Annotated in this window: 22 protein-coding genes and 1 other RNA gene; 6 read left to right on the top strand and 17 right to left on the bottom strand. The window is 73.4% G+C overall.

What is annotated here, in order from left to right; all coding sequences use genetic code 11:
* Nucleotides 1-80: 80 nt before the first annotated feature.
* Nucleotides 81-275: a helix-turn-helix transcriptional regulator gene (locus tag ACN267_RS01145; protein WP_228543537.1), complete on the bottom strand. Its 195-nt coding sequence runs from the start codon at nt 273-275 to the stop codon at nt 81-83.
* Between the two features lie 89 nt (nt 276-364).
* Between ACN267_RS01145 and ACN267_RS01140 the strand changes: the two genes are divergently transcribed.
* Entirely contained in the window at nt 365-562 is a 198-nt protein-coding gene (locus ACN267_RS01140) for a hypothetical protein (protein ID WP_204959405.1), read from the top strand.
* A 172-nt stretch (nt 563-734) separates the two neighbouring features.
* On the top strand, nt 735-1,001 hold the full coding sequence (locus tag ACN267_RS01135) for a hypothetical protein (protein ID WP_204959406.1): 267 nt from the start codon (nt 735-737) through the stop codon (nt 999-1,001).
* A gap of 12 nt (nt 1,002-1,013) precedes the next feature.
* Here the strand turns inward: ACN267_RS01135 and rnpB are convergent.
* Nucleotides 1,014-1,431: RNase P RNA component class A (gene rnpB / locus ACN267_RS01130), an RNA gene on the bottom strand.
* Between the two features lie 136 nt (nt 1,432-1,567).
* On the opposite strand from rnpB, the gene ACN267_RS01125 reads away from it, so the two are divergent.
* Nucleotides 1,568-2,329 carry a sulfite exporter TauE/SafE family protein gene (locus ACN267_RS01125; RefSeq protein WP_421487720.1) on the top strand — a complete coding sequence of 254 codons (762 nt, stop codon included), beginning with the start codon at nt 1,568-1,570 and terminating at the stop codon, nt 2,327-2,329.
* 16 nt (nt 2,330-2,345) lie between these two features.
* Here the strand turns inward: ACN267_RS01125 and ACN267_RS01120 are convergent, their stop codons facing one another.
* Nucleotides 2,346-3,578: an MFS transporter gene (locus tag ACN267_RS01120; RefSeq protein WP_421487719.1), complete on the bottom strand. Its 1,233-nt coding sequence runs from the start codon at nt 3,576-3,578 to the stop codon at nt 2,346-2,348.
* A gap of 72 nt (nt 3,579-3,650) precedes the next feature.
* Here ACN267_RS01120 and ACN267_RS01115 point away from each other — a divergent pair, with 72 nt between their 5' ends.
* On the top strand, nt 3,651-4,130 hold the full coding sequence (locus ACN267_RS01115) for a MarR family winged helix-turn-helix transcriptional regulator (protein WP_204959419.1): 480 nt from the start codon (nt 3,651-3,653) through the stop codon (nt 4,128-4,130).
* Nucleotides 4,131-4,440: 310 nt separating this feature from the next.
* Here ACN267_RS01115 and mctP read toward each other — a convergent pair whose 3' ends face one another.
* The 7 genes from mctP to ACN267_RS01080 all read right to left on the bottom strand — a co-directional run bounded on the left by mctP (nt 4,441) and on the right by ACN267_RS01080 (nt 11,232).
* Nucleotides 4,441-6,096: a monocarboxylate uptake permease MctP gene (mctP, locus tag ACN267_RS01110; protein ID WP_281895290.1), complete on the bottom strand. Its 1,656-nt coding sequence runs from the start codon at nt 6,094-6,096 to the stop codon at nt 4,441-4,443.
* Nucleotides 6,096-6,338 (bottom strand): DUF3311 domain-containing protein, encoded by a 243-nt coding sequence (locus tag ACN267_RS01105; protein WP_421487718.1) that lies wholly within the window; start codon nt 6,336-6,338, stop codon nt 6,096-6,098. The genes mctP and ACN267_RS01105 overlap by 1 nt, the downstream gene beginning before the upstream one ends.
* Nucleotides 6,339-6,536: 198 nt before the next feature.
* Entirely contained in the window at nt 6,537-7,748 is a 1,212-nt protein-coding gene (locus ACN267_RS01100) for a bifunctional RNase H/acid phosphatase (protein ID WP_421487717.1), read from the bottom strand.
* 4 nt (nt 7,749-7,752) lie between these two features.
* Entirely contained in the window at nt 7,753-8,490 is a 738-nt protein-coding gene (locus tag ACN267_RS01095) for a zinc ribbon domain-containing protein (protein ID WP_204959423.1), read from the bottom strand.
* Nucleotides 8,487-9,317 carry a Nif3-like dinuclear metal center hexameric protein gene (locus ACN267_RS01090; RefSeq protein WP_204959656.1) on the bottom strand — a complete coding sequence of 277 codons (831 nt, stop codon included), beginning with the start codon at nt 9,315-9,317 and terminating at the stop codon, nt 8,487-8,489. The genes ACN267_RS01095 and ACN267_RS01090 overlap by 4 nt, the downstream gene beginning before the upstream one ends.
* Before the next feature lie 90 nt (nt 9,318-9,407).
* Nucleotides 9,408-9,989, bottom strand: a complete 582-nt coding sequence (locus tag ACN267_RS01085; protein WP_421487716.1) for a flavoprotein — start codon at nt 9,987-9,989, stop codon at nt 9,408-9,410.
* A gap of 16 nt (nt 9,990-10,005) precedes the next feature.
* Complete coding sequence (locus ACN267_RS01080; protein ID WP_204959425.1) at nt 10,006-11,232, bottom strand: helix-turn-helix domain-containing protein; 1,227 nt, start codon at nt 11,230-11,232, stop codon at nt 10,006-10,008.
* Nucleotides 11,233-11,482: 250 nt separating this feature from the next.
* Here ACN267_RS01080 and ACN267_RS01075 point away from each other — a divergent pair, with 250 nt between their 5' ends.
* Complete coding sequence (locus ACN267_RS01075; RefSeq protein WP_204959426.1) at nt 11,483-12,154, top strand: bifunctional DNA primase/polymerase; 672 nt, start codon at nt 11,483-11,485, stop codon at nt 12,152-12,154.
* A gap of 360 nt (nt 12,155-12,514) precedes the next feature.
* On the opposite strand, the gene ACN267_RS01070 is transcribed toward ACN267_RS01075, so the two are convergent.
* Genes ACN267_RS01070 through ACN267_RS01050 form a run of 5 tightly spaced genes read right to left on the bottom strand, consistent with a single transcriptional unit; the run spans nt 12,515 to nt 18,696 of the window.
* Nucleotides 12,515-13,237: an FAD:protein FMN transferase gene (locus ACN267_RS01070; RefSeq protein ID WP_281902918.1), complete on the bottom strand. Its 723-nt coding sequence runs from the start codon at nt 13,235-13,237 to the stop codon at nt 12,515-12,517.
* A gap of 48 nt (nt 13,238-13,285) precedes the next feature.
* Nucleotides 13,286-13,876 carry an FMN-binding protein gene (locus ACN267_RS01065; protein ID WP_204959427.1) on the bottom strand — a complete coding sequence of 197 codons (591 nt, stop codon included), beginning with the start codon at nt 13,874-13,876 and terminating at the stop codon, nt 13,286-13,288.
* Nucleotides 13,877-13,889: 13 nt separating this feature from the next.
* On the bottom strand, nt 13,890-15,311 hold the full coding sequence (locus tag ACN267_RS01060; protein WP_421487715.1) for a ferric reductase-like transmembrane domain-containing protein: 1,422 nt from the start codon (nt 15,309-15,311) through the stop codon (nt 13,890-13,892).
* A complete protein-coding gene (locus ACN267_RS01055; RefSeq protein WP_307821280.1) occupies nt 15,308-16,699 on the bottom strand; it encodes a DUF1501 domain-containing protein in 1,392 nt (463 codons plus the stop codon). The genes ACN267_RS01060 and ACN267_RS01055 overlap by 4 nt, the downstream gene beginning before the upstream one ends.
* A gap of 20 nt (nt 16,700-16,719) precedes the next feature.
* Nucleotides 16,720-18,696, bottom strand: a complete 1,977-nt coding sequence (locus tag ACN267_RS01050; RefSeq protein WP_421487714.1) for a DUF1800 domain-containing protein — start codon at nt 18,694-18,696, stop codon at nt 16,720-16,722.
* Between the two features lie 508 nt (nt 18,697-19,204).
* Between ACN267_RS01050 and ACN267_RS01045 the strand changes: the two genes are divergently transcribed.
* Nucleotides 19,205-19,462, top strand: coding sequence for a DUF3040 domain-containing protein (locus ACN267_RS01045; protein WP_421487713.1), 258 nt, complete (start codon nt 19,205-19,207; stop codon nt 19,460-19,462).
* A 133-nt stretch (nt 19,463-19,595) separates the two neighbouring features.
* On the opposite strand, the gene ACN267_RS01040 is transcribed toward ACN267_RS01045, so the two are convergent.
* Both ACN267_RS01040 and ACN267_RS01035 read right to left on the bottom strand, forming a co-directional pair.
* Complete coding sequence (locus ACN267_RS01040) at nt 19,596-20,549, bottom strand: hypothetical protein (protein ID WP_421487712.1); 954 nt, start codon at nt 20,547-20,549, stop codon at nt 19,596-19,598.
* Nucleotides 20,546-23,902 (bottom strand): SNF2-related protein, encoded by a 3,357-nt coding sequence (locus ACN267_RS01035; protein ID WP_421487711.1) that lies wholly within the window; start codon nt 23,900-23,902, stop codon nt 20,546-20,548. The genes ACN267_RS01040 and ACN267_RS01035 overlap by 4 nt, the downstream gene beginning before the upstream one ends.
* Between the last annotated feature and the right edge of the window lie 51 nt (nt 23,903-23,953).

Raw genomic sequence — 23,953 nt, 5'->3', positions numbered from 1 at the left:
CGGGCGCTACGGCCGGCCTATCGGCAGCGGGTGGAGTCAACCCGGCACGCGACGGCGACCCTTCGGAGGCCGGCTCACAGTCAGTCCAGGTCCCCCCGCCGGGTGGCGATCCACGCCTCGACGTCTTCGGCCAGCCAGACGTTGCCCATCTGGAGGCTGGCCACCGGCTCGGGGAAGTCCCTGCGGTTGGTGATCTGGTAGACGCGCTGCCGGGAGACGCCGCCGAGCATGGTCCGGATCTCCCCGGAACCCACCAACCGCAGCTTCTTACCCATGACGCTGACGCTAGGCATCCGTCGACTAGGCATGTATCAACTTGACGGAGGGCTAGTTCATACTCGCTCTAGTCGTTTAATCTTTACGTATGACTAGAGTCAAGTGGTTCCAGCGCCCCCACCAACCGGTGGACGTCGTCACGGTCGAACCCGCCGCCACCCCGAGCGGTCCGGATGCGGGGCGGCGGACCGACCTGTCCACCGCCCCGGACGCAGAACTGCGGACGATGGCCAACGCCGGAGTCTGGCGCTGGGCCAGGATCATCATGCGCTCCAGCCGGAGGTGAACCGTGCCCATGCCACAGAGGCCGGCCGAGCCTCCGTTCTCCGTACTGATGGCCGGTTACGTCGTCGACTTCCACCACCGTTCCACCTGCACCAAGTGCTCCGACGAAGGGTGCCCGCGACTGGCCACGGCAGGCAGGACGCTACGCGCCTGGCGGGACAGGGAGCACCGACGTGAAGCCCGGTGACGTGCTGCATCTGACCCGCGCAGCTGGCCCCCAGTTCGTCCGGCCGGTATTCGTCCGCCTTATCAAGATCCGCGCAGAACCTTGCGCCTACCACGGCTGGACGTGGCTTGACGGCTATCGACTGGACGAGAAGGGCAATGCGGTGGCGCGCCGGGAGTTGTACGTCCTGAAGGAAGGAGTGCGGGTCGTGTCGTCGCACCCCATCACGACAACTCGCGAAGCAGGTGGCTCAGCGCCGCGATCGAAGCTCTGAGCTGGTGGGCGACGGACGAGTCGACCTGTACGCCGGATTCTGTGCGCGGCGCGTACCCCTCGCGGGGCCCGCACCGGCGGCGGCCATCCATCTCGGCCTGCCGTCGCCGGCAGGCTCCTGCGGCCTACCCGCAGACATCGGGCGGGCAGCCCTCAAGCGTCTGCGCCGGGTCGTCAACGTGCGGTGACGCCCTTGCTTGGCCTTGCTCCGGGTGGGGTTTACCGAGCCACCCCGGTCACCCGGGGTGCTGGTGGGCTCTTACCCCACCGTTTCACCCTTACCGTCCCCGAGTGGGGTCGGCGGTCTGTTTTCTGTGGCACTGTCCCGCGGGTCGCCCCGGGTTGCCGTTAACAACCACCCTGCCCTGTGGAGTCCGGACGTTCCTCGGCGGCGGGCCGCAGCCCGCCGACGCGACCGCCCGGTCGACTCGTCCGTCGCGTTCCCATCCTAACGGCGCGGCGTCCCGCACCCATCCCACCCCGGGCCGGGCCGCAACGAAGCCGAAAATGGTACGCGGTCGACTCGGTGGAGGGGCTCTGATCAGGGCCTACTAGCCTCTGGGCACCATGGAGCTCTCCGATGCCGTACTGCTGGTCATCGCCGGTCTCGCTGCGGGCACGGTGAACGCGGCGGCCGGCGGTGGTTCCCTGATCACCTTCCCGGCGATGATCGCGGTTGGTATCCCGCCGGTGGCGGCCAACGTCAGCAACTCGGTGTCGGTCTTCCCCGGCTACGCGGCGAGTGTGGCGGGCAGCCGGATGGACCTGCCGCCCCGGCGGACGCTGTGGCCGTTGTTGCCGACGGCGGTGCTCGGCACAGGGGTCGGCTGTCTGCTCCTGCTGGCCACCCCGGCGCGGGCGTTCGACCTGGTGGTGCCGTTCCTGGTGCTCGGAGCCACTGCGGTGCTGGCCTTCCAGGGGCCGCTACGCCGGCTGGTCGGCCACCCGGCCGAGTTGGGCCCGCGCCGCCGTACCCTCACGGTGCAGGCGATGGTCGCGGTCGGCACGGTGTACGGCGGCTATTTCGGCGCGGCGCTCGGGGTGATGCTGGTGGCCGGCCTGGCCCTGGTGCTGGATGCGACGCTGGCCCGGGTGTCGGCGGTGAAGAACCTGCTCTCGGCCGTGGTGGGGTTGACCACGCTGGTGGTGTTCGCCCTGTTCGGGCCGGTCAACTGGGCGGCGGTCGCGGTGGTCGCGCCGGCCACCATGCTCGGCGGGTACGTGGGAGCCCGGGTGACCCGCCGGCTGCCGCCGGTGGTGCTCCGGACCCTGATCGTCTGCTTCGGTACGGCGATCGGCCTCTACCTGCTCTGGCGGGCGCTGGGCTGAGCGGCCACCGGCCCGCTCAGTACGCCTCGCCGACCGGTTCCTCGGGGGCGTGCTCGGCCTGCCGGGCGGCCCGGTTCCAGCGGGACCAGCGCAGCCGTTCGCCGTAGCCGGCGGCCATCAGGTGAGCGAAGGCCAGGTAGACGAGCAGCCCGACGGCGAGCACCCCGAAGCCGACCCAGAACGGCAACGCCAGGCTGTGCTCGGCGAGCTTGCCGGACAGGATCGGGGCGGGTGCGGCGGCCCCCCAGCGGACCAGGTTGAACGCGCCGGTGGCGACCCGTCGGTCGGCGGAGCCGAGGCCGAGGGCCAGGTCGGTGAGGTTGGCGTTGGCCAGGCCCATGCACAGCCCGGCGACGACGAGCACCACCAGCGACTCGACGGTGCCGGTCGAGGTGGCGAAGAGGACCATGCAGGCCAGCAGGCCGAGCAGCGCCACCCCGACGGTCTGCACCGCGCCGATCCGGTGGGCGAGCCGGTGGCCGATGAGCAGGATGCCGGCGGCCAGGCCGAGACCCCAGCCGGTGAACGCGAGGCCGAGCGGGATGACGTCGAGGCCGAGGAAGAGCGGCGTGTAGCCGAGCACCACGAAGAAGACGAAGTTGTACGCGGCGGTGACCACGCAGAGGATGAGGAACGCCGGCCGGCGGTAGGTGGCGAAGATCTGGCCCAGCCGTACGGGCGACTGCCGGTGGGTCGGCTCGCGGAGCCGGCGGGCGGCCACCAGCAGGGCGAACACCATGAACATGCCGCAGACGAAGAACGGCAGCCGCCAGCTGATCTCCCCCAGCAGGCCACCGATCAGCGGTCCGATGGCGAAGCCGAGGCCGAGCGCGGTCTCAAAGAGGCCGACCACCCATTCCCGGTCGTTGGCGAGGTTGACCAGGACCACCATGGCGGTGGCGAAGAACATGGCGTTGCCCAGCCCCCACACGCCGCGCAGCACGGACAGTTGCACGATGTCGTTGCTGAACGAGGCGGCGATGGCGGCGAGGCCGACCACGGAGACGCCGGTGACGAGCACCGGCTTGAAGCCGAAGCGTCCGCTGGCCAGGGTCGCCGGGATCATCCCGACCGCCATCACCGCGATGTACGCGGTGAAGAGCAGTTCGACCTGCCAGGCGGTGACGCCGATGGCGGTGCCGATGGCGGGCAGGATGGGGTCCACCACGGCGATGCCGGCGATGGCGAGGAAGGCCACCAGCGTGGTGGCGTAGATGGCACTGCGGTGGGGCTCGGTACGCCGGTCCACTCCGCGCTCTCCCGTCCGGCCGAAGCCGCATATAACTGCATCGTACAGGTAATTCCGTTGTATCGTACAGCTATGAGTGACGACCACGCGACGCGAACGGAGTCGGACGAGGCCGCCCTCGGTCGGATCGAGACCGAGGTGGCCCTACTCATGCGACTGGGCGAGGCCACCCGCCGGGCCACCGGCAGCGCCGAGCACCGGGTCCTCGACCGGGCGGCGTACGTGATCCTGCGCCACCTCGACGCCTCCGGCCCGCAGAACGTCTCGGCGCTGGCCGCCCGGCTCAACCTGGACGGCTCCACGGTCACCCGGCAGGTCTCGGCGCTGCAGCGCGACGGCCTGATCGCCCGCGCCCCCGACCCCGCTGACGGGCGGGGCACGGTGATCTCCCCCACCCCCGCCGGCCTGCACCGGATGGCAGCCGTCCGGGCCGCCCGGACCCGGCTCTACGGCGACATCCTGGCCGACTGGACCCCCACCGACCGGGACACCCTGGCCACCCTCCTGACCCGCCTCAACCACGCCCTCGACTCCCGCACCCGCCGCCGCTGACCTTCTCCCCTTCCCCGCTCCCCTCCCCCGCTCCCCCGCCCGACCCCGGTGATCAAGAGGTTTACGTCACCTCCACACCGGAAGTTGACGCAAACCTCTTGATCACCGCCCCCCACCCGCCCCCACCCGCCCGGATGGTGGCCGACGGCCACGTCGGTCGCGTGATCAAGAGGTTCGGGTCAATTCTCGGCGGGATGTTGACGTAAAGCTCTTGATCAACGGGGGCGGGCGGGCACCCCGCTCCCGGAGCGAGCCCGGGGCAGCCCGACCGGGGCAGCCCGCTTTGGGAGCGGGGCGTCGGGGGTGGGGGTCAGGCGACCGGTTCGCGGGCGGAGTCGGCGTCGCGGTCGGGGCCGGGGGTGACGCGGGGGTCGCCCTCGTCGGCGAAGTAGTCGTCGGGGGTGGTGCCGTCCACGCCCTCGGCCACCTTCGCCGCCCGCAGCACCAGCGTGACCAGCGCCGCCACCACCAGGTTCACCAGCACGGCGACGATGCCCACGTAGATCGTCTTCTTGGTGTCGAAGCCGAAGTCGGACAGCGGGAACGCCGACCCACCGAAATGTGCGCGCTTCGACGCCGGGTTGGGGATCTGGTAGAGCATCCACATGCCCAGCCCCATGCCGGCCACCCAGCCGGCGATCAACGCGCCCCGGTGGAACCAGCGGGTGTAGAGGCCCAACGCCACCGCCGGCAGCGTCTGCAGGATGATCACGCCGCCGATGAGCTGCAGGTCGATGGAGAACTGCGGGTCGAGGAAGACGATGCAGGCCACCGCGCCGACCTTGACCACCAGCGAGGTGATCTTCGAGACGTTCGCCTCCTGGGCCGGGCTGGCGTCCCGCTTCAGGTACTCCTTGTAGATGTTGCGGGTGAACAGGTTCGCCGCCGCGATCGACATGATGGCCGCCGGCACCAGCGCGCCGATGCCGATCGCCGCATACGCCACCCCGGCGAACCAGTCCGGGAACTGCTGGTCGAACAGCACCGGCACCACCGTGTTGCTGTCGACGGTGCCCTCCTTCGCCCCGGGCAGCGGCTTCACCCCGGCCGCGATCGCCATGAAACCGAGCAGCGCGATCAGGCCGAGCAGCAGACTGTACGCCGGCAGCGCCGACATGTTCCGCTTGATCACGTCCCGGTTCCGGCTGGCCAGCACGCCGGTGATGCTGTGCGGGTAGAGGAACAGCGCCAGCGCCGAACCGAACGCCAGGGTGACGTACTGGAGCTGGTTGTTGGCATTGAGCAGGATGCCGTCGTTCGGATTGGGTGAGGCGGCGAACTTCGCGTCCGCCGCGTCGAAGATCGAACCCCAACCCCCCAGCTTGTACGGCAGGTAGATCACCGCCACCAGGATCACGATGTAGATCAGGGTGTCCTTGACGAACGCGATGAGCGCCGGGGCGCGCAACCCGGACTGGTAGGTGTAGGCGGCCAGGATCGCGAAGGCGATGATGATCGGCAGGTGCCGCGCCACCGCGCTGTCCCCGGTGACCCCCATCGTCTTGAGCACCGCCTCGATGCCCACCAGCTGCAACGCGATGTACGGCATGGTCGCCACGATGCCGGTGATCGCGATCAGCAGGGCCAGCACCGGCGAGTCGAACCGGCGGCGGACGAAGTCGGCCGGGGTGACGAACCCGTGCCGGTGCGACACCGACCAGAGCCGGCAGAGCACCAGGAACACCAGCGGATAGATGACGATCGTGTAGGGCACAGCGAAGAACCCGGCCGCGCCCGCGCCGAACATCAGCGCCGGCACCGCCACGAACGTGTACGCCGTGTAGAGGTCACCGCCGACCAGGAACCAGGTGATCCAGCCGCCGAAGCTGCGCCCGCCCAGCCCCCACTCGTCGAGGTGTGCCATGTCCTTCGGCGCCCGCCACCGGGCCGCCACGAAACCCATCCCGCTGACCAGCAAAAAGAGTGCCGAGAAAACGATGATCTCGGTCAGATGATCACGCCACATCAGTGGTTTCCCCGCTTCTTGGTCATCTGGTAGACCAGCGTGGTGGTGGCCACCCCGAGCAGGATCCAGACCAGTTGCAGCCAGTAGAAGCGCGGGAAACCGAACAACCGGGGCGCGTCCGCGTTGAACAGCGCCGGGATCAGCGGCACCACGATCGGGATGAAGAGCAACCAGTTCCAGGGGCTGTGGTCCTTCGCCCTGGACGACGCCGTGCGCGGCGTCTCCGGTTCGGCAGCGGTCATCTGACCTACCTCCGGTAGTCGTTCCGGCCAGTAACGGCCGGACGCTACGACCCGGTGCGGCCAAGCACGATCAATTGGCGCTTGACGATGCGCCCAACGGTGTTCCGGCTGCGCCGAACGGCACGACGAACGGCGCGGCGCATCGACCGCCGACGAACCGGCCCGGGAATCCCGGGCCGGTTCGGGGACGGTCCGGAATCAGCGGACCGGAAGGTGGGCGGTGTCGTTGACGGAACGGACCGCGACGCCCCCGTCGGGCCACATGTCGAGCACCGAGATACCCGCCGCGTCCAGGTAGAGCCGGTGCAGGAGGGCGTCGCCGGCCGCGAGGGCGTCGCGCAGGGCCAGCTTGATCGGCGAGACGTGCGAGACGACCACCACGGTCTCCCCCGGGTACGCCTCCCGCAGCGCCACCATCGCCCGGTCGACCCGCTGCCCGACCTCGGTGAACGACTCACCACCCGGCGGGGCGACCCGGGTCGAGGCGAGCCAGGCGTCCAGTTCGCCGGGCCACCGGTCCCGCACCTCGGCGAAGGTGTGCCCGTCCCAGTCGCCGAAGTCGCACTCGATCCAGTCGTCCTGTGGTCGTACCGGCAGACCGCCGAGCGCGGCGGCGATCGCCTCGGCGGTGGCCGTACACCGGGACAGCGGTGAGCTGAGCACGGCCGCGACGGACGGGGCCAGCGCGGCCACCCGGGTGGCGGTGGCCCGCGCCTGGGCCTGACCGGACTCGGACAGCGGCACGTCGGCGCGGCCGGCGTAGCGGTGCTGCACGGTCCACTCGGTCTCCCCGTGCCGGACCAGGATCAGCCGGGTGGCGGTGAAGCTCGGCCTCGGCTCCCAGGACGCCTTGGTGGTCGCCGGGTCGGTGCCGGTGGACCGGGTGGCGGCACGGGCGGCCACCTCGCGGGCCTGCGCCCGGCCCGGCGAGTCGACGCCCGCCACCACCCGGGACGCCTCGCCGCCGGCCGGCACGGGCGTCGCGCGGGACGGTTTGCCGGCGGCGGTGTCCATCGCCGCGTTCGCCAGGGCGTCGGCGTGCCGGTTGCGGTCGCGGGGGATCCAACTGAACCGGACCGACTCGAAGCGGTCGACCAGCGCGGCGGCCCGCGCGGCGAGCGGACGCAGCCCGGGGTGTTTGATCTGCCACCGGCCGCACATCTGCTCGACCACCAGCTTCGAGTCCATCCGGGCGTCGACCTCGGCCGCACCCAGCTCGGCGGCGGCCTCCAGCCCGGCGATCAGACCGCGGTACTCGGCGACGTTGTTGGTGGCCGTCCCGATCGACTCGGCCCGTTCGAGCAGCACCTCGCCGGTGGCCGGGTCCCGGACCACGGCACCGTAACCGGCCGGCCCGGGGTTGCCCCGGGACCCGCCGTCGGCCTCGACGACGACCGCGCGCACCGCCACCGGGCTACAGCCCCGACTCGTTGGTACGCACCATGATCCGGCGGCAGTCCTCGCAGCGGACCACCTCGTCCGGGGCCGACCGGCGGATCCGGGCCAGGTCGGCGCCGGACAGCTCCAGCCGGCAGCCGCCGCAGCGGCCGGCGGTGAGCAGCGCCGCGCCGAGGCCGGTGTCCTCACGGATCTTGTCGTAGAGGGTGACCAGGTCGGCGGGGAGGTCGGCGGCGAGCGGCTTGCGCGCGCCCTGCTTGAACTCCTCCTCCTTGGCGATCTCGGCCAGGTTCTCGTCGCGGCGCTGCTCGACGGCGGCCCGCCGGTCCCTGGCCTCGGCGATGCGGGTCTCGATCCCGTCGAGGGTCGCCTGCGCCGTCTCCCGCTGCTCCATCAGCTCCAGCTCGGCGTCCTCCAGGTCACCCTGGCGACGGTTGAGCGAGACCAGCTCGTGCTGGAGCGCCTCCAACTCCCGGGCCGGCCCGCTGCCGCTGGCCAGCCGGGCCTCGTCCTTGCTCTTGCGGGCCCGCACCTGGTCGATGTCCTTCTCCAGGCGGGCGATGTCCCGGTCCAGGTCGTCCACGGCGACCTGGGCGCGGACCCGCTCGTCCTCCAGGGCGGACAGCTCCCGGGCCAGCCCCTCCAGCTCCGCCCGCTCGGGCAGCGACCGGCGGCGGTGAGCGAGCTGGGCGAGTGTGGTGTCGATCGCCTGGAGGTCGAGCAGGCGGCGCTGGACCTGGGGTTCAGCCTTCACGGTCGGGGCTCCTTGTCGTCCATCGCGGGTGCGGCGGCGTGCACGGTCCACGGGTCGGTGTCCAGGTCGGACACCACGGTCTCGACGCCGAAGCCGGCCCGCAGGTGGGCGGCCACGTCGTCCAGCCAGGGTCGTTCGGTCGCCCAGTGTGCGGCGTCCAGCAGGGCGGGCCCACCGGCGGCGAGGTGCTCACCGGCGGGATGGTGCCGCAGGTCGGAGGTGAGGAACGCGTCCGCACCGGCGGCGGTCGCCGCGGCCAGGAAGCCGTCGCCGGAGCCGCCGCTGACCGCGAGGGTACGCACGATACGCGCGGGATCGCCTCCGGCGCGAACCCCCCAGACGGTGGCCGGCAGGACGGCGGCGGCGTGCCCGGTCAGCTCGGCGAGCGTCAGCGGGGCGGGCAGCTCGCCGATGCGGCCGATGCCCCGGCCGCCACCGGCGGACGGGGAACCGGGGGCGGACGGCGCGAGGGGACGCAGACCGGTCAGCCCGAACCGGGCGGCCAGCGCGTCGGAGACGCCCGGCGCGGCGATGTCGGCGTTGGTGTGCGCCACGTACAGGGCCACCCCGGCGCGGATCAGGTCGTGCACGATCCGCCCCTTCCAGGTGGTCGGGGCGACCGAGGAGACGCCGCGCAGCAGCAGCGGGTGGTGCGCGACGATCAGGTCGGCACCGGCGGCGAGCGCCTCGGCGACGGTCTCGGGGACGACGTCCACCGTGCCGAAGACGCGGCGGACCGGGTCGGTGGGCTCACCGAGCACCAGACCGACCCGGTCCCACTCCTCGGCCCAGGCGGGCGGGTAACGCCGATCCAGCTCGGCAACCACATCGGCGACGGACGGCGGGGACGCGGTTGTGCTCACGGCCGGTCAGCTTACCGGCGCACGGTGCCGGCCACGCCCACGCCCGTCGCCGGGTCAGGCCGCCGAGGTGGCCCGGGAGCGGCCCGGTAGGGCCGCCACCGCCGCCTCCCAGGGGAAGGCGTGCAGGTGCCGTTCCCCCGTACCGGGTGGGTGCAGTGGGTAGACGTCGTCGCCGAAGAGCACCGTGGCACCCCACTCGGCCAGCCGGCGCAGGCCGCTGAGGAAGGCCGGGTGCGCGGCCATCGCCACGTTGGTGAACGGCACCACCACCACCGGTACGCCCCGGCCCTGCCCCTCGACGAGCAGACCCAGCGCCAGCGTGTCGGTGATCCCGGCCGCCCACTTGTTGACCGTGTTGACGGTGGCCGGGCAGACCAGCATCGCGTCGGCCGGGGGCAGCAGGTCCGGGTCGCCCGGGTTCTTGTAGTGGGTACGCACCGGATGCCCGGTCTGCCGGGCCAGCGCGGCCCGGTCAACGAACTTCGCCCCGTCGGGCGTGGTGACGACGCAGACCTCCCAGCCGTCGTCCTGGGCCAGGCCGACGAGTCGGTCGAGGTGACGGGCCAGCGGCGAACCGCAGGCGATGACGTAGAGCACTCCGCGGTGCTCACTGCTCTGGTGGGGGCTGCCGCTCATCCGGCCGCCGCCGTGTTCATACTCCGACTCCCATCTGCTCAGCCAACTCCGCAATCGGCGCGGGCAACGCACCACGTGTGCGACGCAGCACGTCGGTCATCACTTCGTGGGCGATGGGTCGGCAGCGGATCTCGGACGGGGCGAGCCGGTCGCCGCGCAGCAGCATCTCCCCCGCCATCGCGACGTCACCGAGCTGGGCGTAGCCCCGGGCCAGGTCGAGCAGGTGGTGGGCCCGCCGCTCGGGCAGCAGCCCGTTGAAGCTCGGCTCGGGGATGCGCTGGTGGATCTCCACCGCCCGCCCGCCGTCGCCCAGCTCCACGGCGGCGGCGGCCCGGTGTAGTTCCAGGTTGGTCGGGCCGAACGAGGTCCAGTAGTGGTTCTGGTCGCTGCCGAGCATCAGCGCCGCCTCGCCTGCCCCGTACAGCAGATCCTCGACGGCGTCGGAGTCGCCGAACCGGGCGGCGGCCATCGCCCCCTGCAACAGCAGCATGCCGTAGACGGAGAGCCGGTCCGGCGTGCTGTCGTTCATGCCGCCGGGGGCGAGCTGGTTGGCGATGCTGAGGTTCAGCTCCAGCGCCGGCCGGGCCCGGCCCATCGCCACCAGCGCGTTGCACACCCGGGCCGTGGCGACACCGGCCAGCAGCTGGTCGTCGGCGCGCTGGGCGACCGCCATCGACCGGTCGGCGGCCAGCCAGGCCAGCTCGCACTCGCCCAGTTTGCGCAGCACCGAGGAGGCGATCTGGTAGACCTGCCCGAGCAGGTGGGCGGCGTCGCGGCCCGGCTCGCCACCGTAGCCGGCGTCGGCGGCCTGGGCGTCGCGCAGCAGTTTCGGCAGCGCCCGGGTGAGCATCGCGTAGCGGCCGTACTGGTAGGTGAGCCAGGCGTGGGTGACGGCCTTGCGCAGGTCGGTCAGGGGCGGCGGGTACGACACCCCGTCGAAGTACGCGGTCATCGAGGAGTACTGCTCCAGGGCGGCCCGGATCTCCTGCACCTCGAACTGGTCGATGCAACTCATCGCGTCGGTACGCCGTTCCGGGTCCTTGCCGAGCAGCAGTTGCACGTCGATCCGCAGGATCACGGCGATCTCGTACAGCACGGAGAACTTGTCCAGCCGGCGGACCCCGCGTTCGACCTTGTCGACCCAGCTCTTGGACTTGCCGAGTCGGTCGGCGAAGACCTGCTGGGACATCTTGCGTCGCCCGCGCCAGTAGGCCACCCGTCGCCCGATCGGAAGCTCGTCCATCTTCTGCCGTTCCTCCCCCTCGTGGGTCGTCCGGTCGGGCTCCGGACGCCCCACGCCGGGCGTCTCCGATCCGTCCGCCCAGGTTGTCGCTGGTCGCACAGCGTGTACGTCACACGTACAGCCAGTTCTCATACCTTCGTGCAAGTTGCACGAGCCGTTCGTCAGGTCAAACGATCCCGGATCACGACAGTGACGGCGCTCGACGTGAGGGGTGGCGGTGACCGGTCGAAGCCAGAGGAGAGCACGGGACATGTGGGGGAACGTCGGGCCACGGGTCGCCCAGCTGGCACCGATCGAACGGGTGCGCCTGCGCCGGATCGCCGTCCGGTACGCGGTGCACGGCTGGGAGGTGACCCCCGGTGCCTGCCTGGCACGCAGCCGTTTCGTGTGCGGCCGGGCCGGTTGTCCCACCGTCGGCTGCCACCCCGCGCTGGAGAACTGGGAGCGGGGGGCGAGCACCGACCCGGCCCGGGTGGCCACCTGGTGGCGCAGCCGCCCGCACGGGGTGCTGCTGCCCACCGGCCGGGCGTTCGACGTGCTGGAGGTGTCGGCGCACCTGGGCCGGCGACTGCTCGACGCCGTACCCGGGCACCCCGCCGGGCCGGGCGTCCGGGGTCCGGTGGTGGTGACCCCGACCGGGCGGTGGATGTTCCTGGTCCGCCCCGGCGACCCGCTGCGCCCCGAGCTGGAACACTGCTTCCACGTCGTCCGGCACGGCACCGGCTCGTGGATCCCGGCGCCCCCCACCCGGCTGCCCGAGGGCCCGGTGCGCTGGGCGGTCGCCCCGGAACAGGCCCGCTGGCGGCTGCCCGACTCGTACCTGTTGCAGAACAGCCTGATCGACGCCCTGCGGGCCGACGGGGTGACGCTGACCCCGGAGCTGCTGCCCGGCCAGCTCCCCCTGCCCCGGCGCGGCCACTGACCAGCCAGCCCCACACCGGCCGGCCACCGGACGGACGGCCGCTGACCGGCCGGCCGCAGGCGGCGGGACGTGGCCGGGTCGGGTTCCCGCCAGCGTCCCCGCCCACGCCGGACTCGTTGCACACCACGACGGCGCGCACGCGCCACCGGAGCGGGGGTACGACATGGCCAGGGACGAGATGCGGCACACCGGCGGCACCGAACCGCCGTACCGGCGACGGCCCCGCCACTGGTCGGACACCCGGCCGGCCGGCTCCCGCCCGGGTCGCCCCCGGCCGACCGGCTCCCGACCGGCCGGCACCCACCGCACGGCCCGGTGAACGCACCCACCGGCAGGTGACCCCGCCACCACGTCGACGCCTCAGTCGGCCAGCGGCAGGGCGGTCGACCGCAGCAGCCGCCCGTCGTCGGTGACCACCGCGTGCAGGTGGCCGGGGAGCCGGTCGAGCCAGCCGATGCCGGCCACGCCCATCGCCACCGCCGCCGTGGCGTACGCGTCGGCGACACCCAGGTCCGGGCCGACCACGGTGACCGAACGCAACCCCCGGGCCGGTACGCCCCGGCGCGGATCGAGCACGTGGTGCCCCCGTTCGTAGATGCCCGAGGTGGCGACGGCCAGGTCGGTGCCGGTGAGCACCAGGCAGGTGGCGTCCGCGTCCCACGGGTGCCGCACACCGATCCGCCACGGCAGCCCGGACGACGAGTGCCCGCGTACCCGGACGTCGCCGCCGGCGTTGAGGCAGTGGTCGACCGCCCCGGCGGCCACCAGCCGGTCCGAGGCGACCTGGGCGGCCCAGCCCTTCACGTAGCCGGAGGGGTCCAGCCGGCCGGTGGCGTACGCGTCGAAGAAGCCGTCGGTGTCGGCCCACAGGTCGGCGCAGCGGGCCAGCACCGCGCGCAGGTCCGCCGACGCACCGGCCGGCGGCAGGTCCCCCCGGTCGACGCGGCGCACCTCGCTGTCCTCGCGGTAGGTGGTGAACCGGGCGTCGACCTCCCGCAGCCAGCGGAACGTCTCGTCGGCCAACTCCCGCAGGGTGGCGGCGGGCAGGTCGGTGGCGAGGTCCAGGCTGATCGCCGTACCCATCACCTGTTCGACCCGGCGCAGGCCGGGCCGGGTCGACGCCGCGCCCACCTAGCGGGCCTGGTCGAGGGCGGCCTGCAACGACCGCCGGTAGCCGTCGCTGGTGGCGGTCGCCTGGGAGACGGTGTCCAGGTTGGCGTCCTGCTGGCGCACCACGTCGCCGGTGGTGCCGCTGTAGGCAGCGTCGACCCGGTCGCTGCGCAGGTCGGACTGGCCGCCCTGGGGCAGTTCCAGGGCCACCGCGTCGACGATCCGGGTGCCGGCGACGGTGATCCGCACCTGCACGTTGCCGAACTCGGTGGAGACCACCGGGCCGGTGACCGTACGGGTGGTGGGCTTCGGCGCGGTGGTCCGGCCGGCGGCCGGGGTGCGGCGGGCGCCGGCGTCCCCGCCGGGGGTGGTCCGTCGGGTGGCCGGGGTAGGGCTGACGGTGGCGTCGGGCCGGCCGGTCGGCCGGGGTGTCGCGGCGGTCCGCTGCGGCGTCGCACCGGGGGTGACCGGGTCGGTGCGGTCCGCCGTGCCGACCGGCGCACCGGCTGGCAGGTCCACGGCGACCTGGCGGTCCTGCGGTGCGCCCTTGAGCACCACCAGGGCGGTGGTGCCGGCGGCCAGCCCGGTGATCGCGAGCAGCGCGCGACGCATGTCAGGTGTCCTCCTACAGCTCGAACGGGGCGAGGTGGATCTGCCGGCGGGGCACGCCGGCCTGCCGGAGCATCCGCACCGAGGAGTCGACCAGCCCCTGCGGCCCGCACAGGTAGACGTCGCGGCGGGTCAGGTCGGGCACCAGCCGGCGCAGCCCGTCCGGGTTCATCACCTGGCGGGGACCGGCGTCGTCGCGGGAGCCGACGACGTACCAGACGTCAGTCCGCCGGGCCTGGGCCAACCAGTCCAGCTCGTGCTGCAACAGCACGTCGGCCGGGGTGCGGGCCCGGTAGATCAGGGCCGCGCCGGCGGGCAGTTCCTCAAGCATCGCCCGCAACGGGCCGATGCCGCTGCCGCCGGCGATCAGCAGGGCCCGGTCCCGGGTCCGGTGCGCGGCGGTGAACGTGCCCGACGGCCCCTCCGCCCAGACCCGGGTGCCCGGGTCGAGGTCACGCAGGTCCCTGGTGTGCCCGCCGACCACCTTCACGGTCAGCCGCAGCCAGCGGCCGTTCGCGGCGGCGGAGAGCGAGAACGGGTGCGACTGCCACCAGCAGCCCCGGGCCAGGAACCGCCAGCGCAGGTACTGCCCGCCGAGCGGGTCGAGCTGGTGCAGCCGGCGGCCGGTCAGGTAGATCGAGACGGTGTCCGGGCTCTCCGCCACCACGTCGGCCACCCGCAGCCGGTGCCGCAGGTTGAGCAGCACCGGCGCGACCAGCCGACCCCACACCAGGGCGGCGGCGACCAGCAGATATGCGGCAATCCAGCCGGTGCGGACCGGGCCGGGCGGGAAGAGCTGCGCGCCGTTGCTGAACTGGTGGCCGAAGCCGAGCAGCAGCGCCAGGTAGCTGGTCAGGTGCAGGTGGTACCAGAGTTCGTAGGGCAGCGCCCGGCGGACCGCCCGGATGCCGGTGCCGCCGACCAGCACCAGGATGCCCGCCGCGGCGAACGCGGACACCATGTCGTCGAAGTCGCGCAGCAGCACCCCCGGCTGGGCGGTGACCGGGTTGCCCTGGGTCCGCGCGTAGCCGACCACCAGCAGCGACAGGTGCGCCAGCACCGCCACCAGCAGCGTCGCGCCGAGATCCCGGTGCACCCGGGACAGCCGCTCGCCGCCGACCCCGCGTTCCAGCACGCCGAGGCGGCTCATCATCAGCACCTGCACCAGCAGCAGGTAGCCGGCGACCAGGCCGGTGACCCGACCGGCGGCGGTGAGCACGTCGGCGGTGCCGGTCAGCGAGCCGGCCGGGGTGTCCAGCCACCACGGCAGCACCGCGGCCACCAGACCGGCCCAGAACAGCCCGGACAGCACCCGCCGGCCGGCGGACCCACGCCGGGGCCGGGCCGGCGGCGGGGATACGGACGCAGCCGGCCGGCCGGCGTACCGGGACGGCTCCCGGGTACGCCGACCGGCGGCGTGCGTGTCCCGGTAGGTCACGCGTAGAGCTTCATCGGGGTGTACTTGCGCCGCGGGAAGATCCGGTCGACCTGGGCGGTGGTCAGCCCGAACCGGCCCTGCGCCACCGCGCCGTAGACGTCGAACATGTTGTTGTACTCGGGGACGTCCCCCGAGTCCAGATCGCCCAGCCCGTCCCAGCGGCCCAGCAGTGAGCCGGCGAGCTTACGCCCGGACAGGATGGTGACCACCCCGCCGTGGCCGTGGTCGGTGCCGCCGCCGTTGGAGGCGACCCGACGGCCGAACTCGCTGGACACCATGATGGTGACGTCGGCGGCCCGGTCGCCCAGGTCGGTGAAGAAGGCGGCCATCGCGGTGGCCAGCTCGCCGAGGCGTCGGTGCAACTGGCCACCGGAGCGGGTGCCCTGGTTCTCGTGGGTGTCGTAGCCGCCCATCCCGACCGTGGCGACCCGGACGTTCGCCCCGCCCTTGATCAGCTGGGCGAGCTGCCCGAAGGCGTAGCCGACGCCCTCGTACTTCACGCCCTCCGCCGGCTGGTACGGCTTCGCGGCGAGCTGCTGGGCGGTCGACAAGGCGCCCATCCCCTCGATCACCGCCTCCTCCACCGGGTGGTTGATCCCGGTGAACAGGCCCCGGATCGCCTTCTCGGTGGCCGCCCGGTAGCGGTCGTCGCCGTTGAGCCGCAGCGAGCCGACGCTGTTGAGCGACAGCGCGCCGTTGGTGCCGACCAGCGAGCGGGGCAGGGTGCTGCCGATGCCGACGCTGCGGAACGCGGTGCCCTTGCCGAGGGAGTCGACCAGGCTGTCCAGCCAGCCCCGGCCACCGGTCTCGTTGGGCAGGCCGCCCAGGTTGCAGGCGTCGGCGGCCTGGAAGTGGCTGCGGGACAGCCGTTCGTCGGAGGCCGCCGGGACGAAGCCGAGCTGGCCGGCCTTGAGCCACTTCTCCAGCGGGGCGAACGCGCTGGTCAGCTTGAAGCCCCGGCCCAGGGCCAGTGAGTCGTCGCCGAGCAGCAGGTCGGGGCGGGCCTTGGCCAGCACCGGGTCGTCGGCCGGGGCGACCAGGCTCAGCCCGTCCAGCCCGCCGTAGAGGAACACGTGGATCAGGGTGCCGGTCCTCGTCGCCGCGAACGACGCGGAGGTGGTGACGAACTGGGCGGTGGCCAGCGCGGTGGCGGTGGCGGCGGCCCCGGCGACGAAGGTCCGTCGGGTCACCCCGCGCCCGTCCTGCTGGGCCTCCTCCAGGTCCTCCAGTCGGCGGTAGCGGTCGGCCTCGGCGGCGTTCTCGGCGGCGACGATGTCGGCCTCGGCGCGCAGCAGCGCCTGCGCCGGGTCGTCGGCGAGCCGACGCAGGTCGGGGCACTCGGGGTGCAGGGGGAACGCGGGCACGGTCTTCTCCATCGGGTGCGTCACCGGCTTCTCCATCGTCTGCCTCACCGCAGGTGGTGCTGGGGGGACGCGAGGATCGCCCGCGCGACGGCGGCGATCGCCCCGTCGAACGTGGCGTCGACCTTGGCGGTGGCGGACACGCCGGCCACCCCGAGGATCAGGTTCCGCTCCCGGGTCGACAGCTTCTGGTGCACCAGCCGCTGCGCCAACGCGTCCACGTACGCCCCGGCGGTCGACGGTGGCCTGGCCACCAGCTTCTCCGGCCTGGTGTAGGTGAACTGGGTGCGGCGGCCGGCGATCAGGTCGGCGGCCTCGTTCCACCCGTTGACCATCGTCCCGGCCGACGTCCAGGCGACGTAGACGTCCGGGTAGCCGTCGGGGGTGGGCTGGCCCATCGGGTACTGGCCCAGCTCGCGCAGCTTGTCGTGGATCTGGCGCAGCCCCTGGGCGAACGCGGTGCGCTTGCTGTCGCCCTGCCGGAAACCCGGCCCGGCCTGCGGTCCGACGCCCAGCGTCCGGTAGGTGGCGACCAGGTACTCCATCGGCCGGCGGACCTTCTGGCCGACCGCCGCCCAGAACTCCGAGGAGCTGAACAGCGACATCAGCAGCGGCTTCACCGAGCCCTTGTTGACGATGTAGATCTGGGTGAGCCGGTCCACCAGGGACTTCGGCGGGGTGTCCGAGACGAACCGGGTGGCCAGGCTGCGGGCCACGTACCTGGCGGTCGACGGGTGCAGCGCGAGGTAGGTGAGGTACGCGTCGATGACCTGGTCGGCCTTCTTCGGGTCGGTCGAGTCGTTGGGGTGGCTGAAGCCGAGGATCTTCACCTTGCCCCGGTAGTGCCGGTCGTGGCGGAAGACGTACTTTCCGTCGTCGACGCCCCGGCCGGTCTGGAGCAGGGCGGCCTGCCGGACGTCCTTCTCGGTGTAGCCGCCGTCGACCCCGACCGAGTACAGCTCCAGGTTCTCCCGGGCCAGGTTCTCGTTGACCGCGTCGGCGCGGGAGTCGTTCTGGTTGAGGTAGAGCAGCAGCGCCGGGTGCTTGTTCGCCGCCACCAGCATGTCCGGGTAGCTGCCCATGGCGTGCTTGCGGATCACGTCCCGGTCGAACGAGTTCCGGTACGCCTCACCGCCGTCGAAGTCCGCCGCGACGTGCAGGAAGTCGTTCCAGAAGTCGACCATCACCTCGTAGAGCTGCCGTTCCGACCAGATCTGCCGGGCCAGCGTGCCGTCGACCATCTCCTTCTCCGGCTGCGCGCCCCGCTCGTTGAGCTGCTCCCGCTGGTCGCGTACCTGCTGGCTGGTCAGGGCGAGGGTGGGCAGCTCGGCGAGCTTCAGCTCGGCGGCGCTCGGCGCGATCTTCTCCGGGTCGAGCTGCTGACGCACCCAGGCGTCGATGCCCATCCGACGGATGTCGGCGAGCACCTTCGGGGTGGCCCCGAAGGTGGCCCGGCTGGCCAGGTGCCGGACCGGGTCCTTGGCCAGCACCGTCTTCACCGTCACCGGGGTATGCGCCGCCGCGTCGGCCGGGCCGGAGAAGGTCCGGCCACCGCTGGGCGAGTTCCGCTTCAGCGCCGCACCGGCCCGGGAGCCCATGTAGCTCTCGTTCTGCTCGGTGTAGGTGCGTACCGTGCTGGGCTGCTGGCCGCTCGGGCGGGCCGGCGTGCCGTCGGTGGTGGTCGCGCCGGTGGCGTCACCGGCGGCGTCGTCGCCGAACAGGCCCCGCACCTGGGGACTCAGCGCCAGCGCCGCGCCACCGGCCACCACGGCGGCGGTGCCGCCCAACGCGACCAGGGCGCGCCGCCGGCCGACCCGGTCGCGGTCGTCGCCGTCGTCGTCCAGATGGGGCAGTCCGGTACCGGCCGGCTGGTGGAACGCCTGCCGGCCCAACCCCTCGGGCCCCACCCACTGCGGGCCCCGGGACACCGGCGGCGGCCCGTACGGCGCGGCCGTGACCTCGTACGCCGGGGTGTGCCCGCCGGGGGTGTGCGGTCGATGCGGTGGCACGTTCTGGTCGGCCATGTACCGGTCCCGTTTTCTTTCGATGCGCCGTACCGCTGCGACCGGGGGCGGGTGCGGCGGCGGCTGCCGGAGGAGTTGCCACGGGAAGGTAGTCAAGGGCTGAGCTGCCGACAAGGCTGGTCAGGGCCGTCGGCGGGGGCACTTAAGGTGCCGCTGTGCGAGGGTGCCGGCCGGGTGGTTCCACCCCGGCCGGACCGCACCGTCCCGAGCAGGGACGACGTGTCCGGCCGCGGCCCCGCCGTACCGTTTTGGCGGTACGTGTCACGGGACGTGGCGTTCACCGGCACAGCGAAACTTAAGCCGCCGGTAAGCCGGTATTGAGGTGCTCCGCACCCGCCGACCCGGTTGCGGGCGGCCCGCCGGCCCGGTTTCGGACGGCCCGTCCCCGGCGAGGGTCGGCCCGCCCGCCGAGGGTGTCCGGGGCGGGAAAGTAGCAGCAGCAGGGCGTGACCGGCCGCCGCAGCGGGTAAGCCGCCGAACCGCTGAAGCCTGAGGGGAAGGCACCGCCATGCTCAGCAAAGAGGATCAGCGCAGGTTCGAACAGATCACCCGGCAGTTGCGGGAGAGCGATCCGAGGTTCTTCGCACGACTCGACCATCGGATCCGGGCCCGACGCGGGCGCTGGCTGATGCTGCTGACGGTCGTCCTGTGGGCGTCGCTGCCCGCGATGACCGTCCTGGCCGGACGGACGGCGGGTGCGGCGTGCGTCGTCGTCCTGGCGGCCAACACCGGCCTGATGTGGCACTTCCGGCACCGCTGGCGCTGACCCGCGCCATGATCGGCACCACCGCCGGCACCGGCCCACGCCATGATCGACACCAGGGGCGCGATGATGCGGGATCGCAGGCGACGGGACACCCCGACATCGCCCCACTGGTGTCGATCATGACCGCGCCGGGTCAGCCCGGGTCGAGGGCCTGGTAGGCCCGGCGCAGACGTTCCAGCAGGCCGGGGCCGCCGATCGCCGCAGCGGGCGCGCCGAGCTGCCGCAGCAGCAGCTCCGGGCCGGTGGCCAGGATGGGCGGCCGGTCCGGCAGCGGCACCGGCGACACCCAGAACCGGTCCATCGCCTCGGTGGGCGGCGCGTCGGGCATGTCGGCGAGCACCCGGGCCGCCCCCGCCACCGCAGCCGGCGGCCCGCCCGGCGCACCGTCCACCACCGACGGCGTCGGGCCGGGCATGCCGGCGTCCCGCCCGGTGGGCGCGGCCGACCCGACCGCGTCGGCCCGGAGGGTACGCAGCCGGCCCAGCAACGCGTCGCGGCTGCGGCCCCGCCAGTGCAGCAACTGGAACGGGTCGGCGTCGAACGCCTCGGCGAGCAGGTAGAACGTCGCCGCCAGATGCTTGCACGGCACCGCCACGTCGGGGCAGCCGCAGCGCTGGGTCAGCTCCCCCACCGACCGGGGGAACAGGGGCGCGCCCGCAGCGGCGAACACCTCCTCCAGCTCGGCCGGCAGGTCACCGGCGAGCAGCCGGGCGCTGAAGAACGCCTGCCCGGCCAGCTCCCGTTCGACCCGGTCCCAGAGCGCGTCCGGAAACGGTGGCAGGGCGATCGTCACCGGGTACGGCCGGGGCCGGGAACCCTGCACGCTCGCCTCGACCCGCCCGGGTGACACGTCGAGCCGCAGCACCTGCCCCCGGCGCGCGTACGCCCGGCCCCGGGTGAGCCGGGTGCCCAACGCGAACGACTCCAGCACCTCCAGGAAGCGTCGGGACCACCAGGAGACCCCGATCGCGCCCCGGGTGCTACGTGCCCGCAGCCCGCCGTCGACCCGCAGGGCCGGACCGAAGTCGGCGTACCGGCCCGTCGGCGTCGGGTCGTCCGGCCCGGTGCCGGCCGGTCGGGGGGTCATTCGACCACCGCCCCGGCGTCGAGCGTGAACAGCTCCCGCAGTTGCCCGGTGGACAACTCGGTGACCCACTGTTCGCCGCTGCCCACCACCGACGCGGCCAGCCCCCGCTTGTCGGCGATCATCGCGGCCACCTTCTCCTCGACGGTGCCGGCGCAGACGAACTTGCGGACCTGCACCCGCCGTCGCTGGCCGATCCGGAACGCCCGGTCGGTGGCCTGGTCCTCCACCGCCGGGTTCCACCACCTGTCGACGTGCACCACGTGGTTGGCGGCGGTCAGGGTCAGCCCGGTGCCGCCGGCCTTCAGGGAGAGCACGAACAGGGCCGGGCCGTCCGGGGACTGGAACCGGGTGACCAGGTCGTCCCGCTCGGCCTTGCCGACCCCGCCGTGCAGGTAGAGCACCTCCCGGCCGAAGCGGGCCGACAGGTGGCCGCGCAGCAGCGCGCCGAACTCGGCGTACTGGGTGAACAGTAGGGCCTTCTCGCCGGCCGCGAGCACCTCGTCGACGATCTCCTCCAACCGTTGCAGCTTGCCCGAACGCCCGGCCAGCGGCGAGCCGTCGTGCAGCAGCTGGGCCGGATGGTTGCAGACCTGCTTGAGCCGGGTCATCGTGGCCAGCACCAGGCCCCGGCGTTCCATCCCGTCGCTCGACTCGATCCTGGCCAGCATCTCGTCGACGACCGCCCGGTAGAGCGACGCCTGCTCGGCGGTGAGGTTGCAGACCACCTCCATCTCCAGCTTCTCCGGCAGGTCACTGATGATCGAGGAGTCGGTCTTGAGCCGCCGTAGCACGAACGGGCCGGTGACCCGGCGCAGCCGGGCCGCCGCCTCGGCGTCGCCGTGCCGCTCGATCGGCACCGCGTACGACTGGCGGAAACTACTGGCCGGGCCGAGCAGGCCGGGGTTGGCGAACTGCATGATCGACCACAGGTCGGCCAGCCGGTTCTCCACAGGCGTGCCGGTGACGGCGATCCGGTGCCGGGCGGGCAGCGCCCGGACCGCCTCGGCCTGCCGGGTGGCCGCGTTCTTGATCGCCTGGGCCTCGTCGACCACCACCCGGTGCCAGCCGACCGACGCCAGCGCCACCGCGTCCCGCGCCGCCACCGCGTAGGTGGTGAGCACCAGGTCGGCGGCGTGCACCGCCGAGGTGAACGAGTCGTCCCGGGCCCGGTCCGCGCCGTGGTGCACGTGCACCCGCAACCCGGGGGTGAACCGGGCCGCCTCCCGCTGCCAGTTGCCGACCAGCGACATCGGACAGACCAGCAGGGTCGGCCCGGCGTCCGGCGGGTCCCCGGCGAGCAGGGCCAGCAACTGCACCGTCTTGCCCAACCCCATGTCGTCGGCGAGCACCCCGCCGAGCCCGAGCGACTGGAGGAACACCAGCCAGGCCAGGCCGCGCCGCTGGTACGGCCGCAGGGTGCCCTTGAAGGCCGGCGGCGGGTCCAACGGGACGAGCCGCCGTTCGGCCTGCCCCGCCAGCAGGTCACCGAGCGGGCCGTCGGCGGTCACCTCGAGCACCGGCAGGGCCTCCGGGCGGTCCGCCCCGGCCAGCCCCATCCGCAGCAGGTCGGCCACTGTCAGCTCGCCGGAGGACCGCAGCAGCCGCAGGCCGGCGGCCAGCCGCTTCGGGTCCAGCTCCACCCACCGGCCGCGCAACCGCACCAGCGGGGTCTTCAGGGCGGCCAGCGCGGCCAACTCGTCGGCGTCGACCGTCTCGTCGCCGAGCGCCACCTCCCAGCGGTAGTCGACGAGCGCGTCCAGCCCGAGCGCCCCGGCCGTGGCGACCGTACCCGGGGCGGTGCGGCTGCGGGCCTGCAACCGGGCACCGAGCCGGGCCGCCGGCCGCCGCCACCAGGACGGCAGCAGCACCCCGAAGCCGGCGGCGTGCAGCACCGGCGCGCCGTCGCGCAGGAACCGGTGCGCCCCCTCGACGTCCAGCTCTAGCTGTTCCGGGGCGGGGATGCGCAGGGCCCCGTCCAGCTCCGGCCAGAGCCGCCCGGCCCGGCCCAACTCGGCCAGCAGGGTCTCCTGCGGATCGCCGCAGCGGCCGGCCAGCGCCGGCAGCCGTTCCGGGTGCCGCCAGACATCACCGGCGGCGACGTGCAGACCCGGCTCGTCGGCGGCCTGGAGACCGAACTCGATACGCCACCGTCCCCCCTGCCCGACGACCGCCGACGGGTCGGCCGGCACCACGGTCAGCGTGTCGACGATCTCGTCGTCGGCCGGCTCCACCAGCCGGAAACTCGCCCGGACCGGGCCGCCGACGGCGTCGCGCTGCCAGGCGTCCAGTTCGGTGCGGAGGGTGCCCAGCCCGTCGGGTTCGGCGGTGAACCGTCGCTGCGGGCCGGTCAGTGCCGCCAGCCACCCGGCCGTCACCCCGTCGCGCCGCCCACCCCGGAGCAGGTCGACGTCGGCCAGCGCCCGGCGGGCGGCGGCATCGGTGAGCAGATCCAGCGCGTCCGCGACCAGCCCACCGGCCCCGTCGACGCCGCTGGCACCGGTGGGCACGCCGGGTCGACCGGCCGGGCCGGCACCGGCGGGCGGTGCGTCTGCCCCGCGCTGCGCCGAGGCGGGCACCCCCTCGGGGCCCGTCCGCCTCCCGGCATCGGGACGCGGGCGGGCGGGGGGCCATCCGGGGTCGACGGCGGCACGGACCGCCGGGGGCAGGGCGAGGGCCAGCGACCGGGCCCAGGCCGCGTCCGCGCCGGTGAGCAGGGGCCGCCACACCGCCCACCCGACCGCCTTCCCCGTCGACCGGCCGCCCGCCCGCCGGTCCACCGGCCCGTCACTGTCCGGCGTCCGGTCCCCCAGACCGCGTTTTTCCGGTCTCCGGTCCACCGGCCCGTCGGAGTCCCGACGGACGGTCGAGCGCCGGTCCGCTGTCGCGTCCCCGGGCGGGCGGTCGGCCACGCCGGGCAGCAGCCGGCCCCGGGCCACCAGGTCGACCGCGAAACCCGCCAGCTCGGCGAGGTGCCGCAGGTCGGCCCCCACCACGGCGTCGAGCCCGTCGAGGGTACGCAGCAGGTCGAACGCGTCGTCCGGGGCGTACCGGAGGACGGGGGTGCGCCAGGCGGCGAGGGTGACCGGGCCACGGGCCGGTTCCGCGACGGTGGCCGGGACCAGCTCCGGCGAGTGCAGCGGTGCGCCCGCCCGGGTGGGGAGGGTGAGCGGCACGGTGCCGGGTGGGTGGTCACCGAGCAGCGCGGTCAGGGTGCCCGGGTCGGCGGCGAAGGGGTGGGGGCGCTCACGCGGGGCCCGGCCGGGGCGGCGCGGCACCCGGGTCGGCCGGGTCGAGTCCTCCGCCCACACCGCCAGACCGGCCCCGACCAGCCACACCCCGTGGACGACCAGCACTCGTTCCCCCTCGTCGACGCCCGGGGGTCAGGATAGGGCGAGGGCCGGTCA

Source organism: Micromonospora sp. WMMD734, from assembly GCF_049178975.1.
Taxonomy (GTDB): Bacteria; Actinomycetota; Actinomycetes; order Mycobacteriales; family Micromonosporaceae; genus Micromonospora; species Micromonospora wenchangensis.
The sequence above is the reverse complement of the archived record's forward strand: the minus strand, read 5'-3'. Positions and strand labels throughout refer to the sequence as shown.

What these genes read in the sequence shown, in the direction of transcription:
- ACN267_RS01145 (WP_228543537.1), bottom strand. Translation starts at nt 275, where the DNA reads ATGGGTAAGAAGCTGCGGTTGGTGGGTTCCGGGGAGATCCGGACCATG.
- ACN267_RS01140 (WP_204959405.1), top strand. Translation starts at nt 365, where the DNA reads ATGACTAGAGTCAAGTGGTTCCAGCGCCCCCACCAACCGGTGGACGTC.
- ACN267_RS01125 (WP_421487720.1), top strand. Translation starts at nt 1,568, where the DNA reads ATGGAGCTCTCCGATGCCGTACTGCTGGTCATCGCCGGTCTCGCTGCG.
- ACN267_RS01115 (WP_204959419.1), top strand. Translation starts at nt 3,651, where the DNA reads ATGAGTGACGACCACGCGACGCGAACGGAGTCGGACGAGGCCGCCCTC.
- mctP (WP_281895290.1), bottom strand. Translation starts at nt 6,096, where the DNA reads ATGTGGCGTGATCATCTGACCGAGATCATCGTTTTCTCGGCACTCTTT.
- ACN267_RS01105 (WP_421487718.1), bottom strand. Translation starts at nt 6,338, where the DNA reads ATGACCGCTGCCGAACCGGAGACGCCGCGCACGGCGTCGTCCAGGGCG.
- ACN267_RS01085 (WP_421487716.1), bottom strand. Translation starts at nt 9,989, where the DNA reads ATGAGCGGCAGCCCCCACCAGAGCAGTGAGCACCGCGGAGTGCTCTAC.
- ACN267_RS01080 (WP_204959425.1), bottom strand. Translation starts at nt 11,232, where the DNA reads ATGGACGAGCTTCCGATCGGGCGACGGGTGGCCTACTGGCGCGGGCGA.
- ACN267_RS01075 (WP_204959426.1), top strand. Translation starts at nt 11,483, where the DNA reads ATGTGGGGGAACGTCGGGCCACGGGTCGCCCAGCTGGCACCGATCGAA.
- ACN267_RS01070 (WP_281902918.1), bottom strand. Translation starts at nt 13,237, where the DNA reads ATGGGTACGGCGATCAGCCTGGACCTCGCCACCGACCTGCCCGCCGCC.
- ACN267_RS01065 (WP_204959427.1), bottom strand. Translation starts at nt 13,876, where the DNA reads ATGCGTCGCGCGCTGCTCGCGATCACCGGGCTGGCCGCCGGCACCACC.
- ACN267_RS01050 (WP_421487714.1), bottom strand. Translation starts at nt 18,696, where the DNA reads ATGGCCGACCAGAACGTGCCACCGCATCGACCGCACACCCCCGGCGGG.
- ACN267_RS01045 (WP_421487713.1), top strand. Translation starts at nt 19,205, where the DNA reads ATGCTCAGCAAAGAGGATCAGCGCAGGTTCGAACAGATCACCCGGCAG.
- ACN267_RS01040 (WP_421487712.1), bottom strand. Translation starts at nt 20,549, where the DNA reads ATGACCCCCCGACCGGCCGGCACCGGGCCGGACGACCCGACGCCGACG.